At 66.2% G+C, this 1,831-nt stretch carries 1 protein-coding gene and 1 pseudogene; both read left to right on the top strand.

From position 1 onward, the window contains the following. Positions 1-897: 897 nt before the first annotated feature. Positions 898-1,149 (top strand): annotated as a pseudogene (locus tag ACIRG9_RS31550) (tyrosine-type recombinase/integrase); the annotation flags it as partial. Further along, positions 1,133-1,558, top strand: a complete 426-nt coding sequence (locus ACIRG9_RS31545) for a tyrosine-type recombinase/integrase (protein WP_402864199.1) — start codon at positions 1,133-1,135, stop codon at positions 1,556-1,558. The pseudogene ACIRG9_RS31550 and the gene ACIRG9_RS31545, both read left to right, overlap by 17 nt. Positions 1,559-1,831 lie beyond the last annotated feature (273 nt).

The following is a 1,831-nucleotide window of genomic DNA, read 5'->3' as shown; positions in this document are numbered from 1 at the left end:
GCGGCATCGCCGGTTTCCACCGCCGATGCGCGCGGCTCGGTGGATGCCACACTTGCCGCCACCGCCGTGCGTGACTTGCACGGACTGATCGAGAGCCACGGACTCACCGGACCGGCACCTCAAGTGATATGGGGCGGACGGTTGCCCGACTGGGTTCCCGGCACGCCAGCGGCCATGCTGGTGAGTTCTTGTTCGGCCGACGCCGGCTGCGCCGCGTTGCTCAAAACCGAGGCTGGGCCGCCGCAACCGGGATCGGGGTCACCGTCCGATTGCTCAAGTTCGGTGGCGGAAACTCCTACCCTCGCAGCAAGTGGCACGGCTGGGCGAGCTTGCCGGCGAGCCGAGGCAGCCAGTGGCCTCGCCTTCGCTGCCGATCAGCCGGTCAACCCATGACACCGACAGAACCTGCGGTCCGGGCGTGGGACGCCGCCGAAGTCTTCGGTAATAGCGAGTGCTGTCACGCGGCGGACCTGCCCGCGGCTCATGCAGCGGCGATGCCTGTCCGGGGAACATCTGACACGGCGCGGCGAGTCCAGCGCTGGCGCAGACGAGCGGATCGCAGCCGAGGTGCTGCTTCGGTCACATGAGGACCTGGCAATAGCAGGCCGTGTGAAGCCACTGCCCGACCTGACGGGAGACCTCGTGGATTATGCTCCATGATCGCCTCTCAGCTCGACATGAGGAGGCCGAAACCCTGGAGCGGGCACTCGGCGACTTCGGCTTGTCGCCGTACCCGAGGATGATCCTGCTTGTCGAGGGCGAGATTGAACTTCTCCACACCAAGCGGCTTCTCGCAGAGGTCGGCTTCAGCAAGCCGCAGCAGGTGCGGGTGCAGCGCGCCAAGGGTTCGAAGGCAAGCCCGCACGGCCCCGACGCTTCGAACCCCTCACCGCCGACGAAGCCCGCCAGTTCCTCACCGCGACCTGGGACCACCGCCTGCACTCATCGATCGAGTTCGCCCTCCACACCGGACTCCGCAAGGGCGAACTCCTCGGACTGCACTGGAAAGATCTCGACCTCGGCACGGGCACCGCCGCCATCCGCCGCACACTCCAGCGCACCAGCGCAGGCGGGCTCACCACGCTGCCCACCAGGACCCGGCCTCCGAACGCCGCATCGTGCTCCCCGCCCGCTGCGTCCAGTCGCTGAAAATCCACCACGAATAGAGCAGCACGAGCGCGAGGCAGCAGGCATCGCGTGGCAGCCCAACGGACACGTCTTCACCACTGCGCGGGGCGGATCGATCGACCCGACCAACCTCACCCGCGCCTTAACCACGCTCTTCGGCAGGGCCGGCCTCCGCCGCATCCGCTTCCACGACCTCCGTCATTCGACTGCGACCCTGCTCCTGGAACAGGGCGTCGAAATCGTCGTGATCAAGGAACTCCTCGGCCACGCCCACATCGGCGTCACCGCCACCATCTGCGCCCACGTCCGCCTCCGCCTCCAACACAATGCCATCGACGCCCTCGGCACCGCGCTCGACGGCGGGGAGACCACCGAGACGGCACGCTCCGACAGCGACGAACCGCCACCCTGCGCCTCACCCGTCCACTGACGTTGCCGTCAACTACTGGCGTCAGACCACACCGAAGCCCTGCCAGGTGACACCTGGCAGGGCTTTAGATTTACATCCATGGATTCATTCTCGATGCCGTTGACTGAGCATTCTCACCGATGTGTCACAACGCATCCGGAGCCAATGCCATTAAGTTAAGGCGTCTGGGCAGGCCAGTTTGGGTATGGCGGGTCGGTTGTGGCGGGTGATCTTGTCGGTGGGTCGTTTGACGCGGTAGGAGTTGTGGCGGGCGCGTTTGATGACGCGGGGGCA

Origin of the sequence: Micromonospora sp. NPDC093277, from assembly GCF_044765245.1 — a bacterium.
In the GTDB taxonomy this organism is placed as follows: Bacteria; Actinomycetota; Actinomycetes; order Mycobacteriales; family Micromonosporaceae; genus Micromonospora.
Note: the sequence above shows the minus strand (reverse complement) of the source record. Positions and strands in the feature narration are given on the sequence as shown.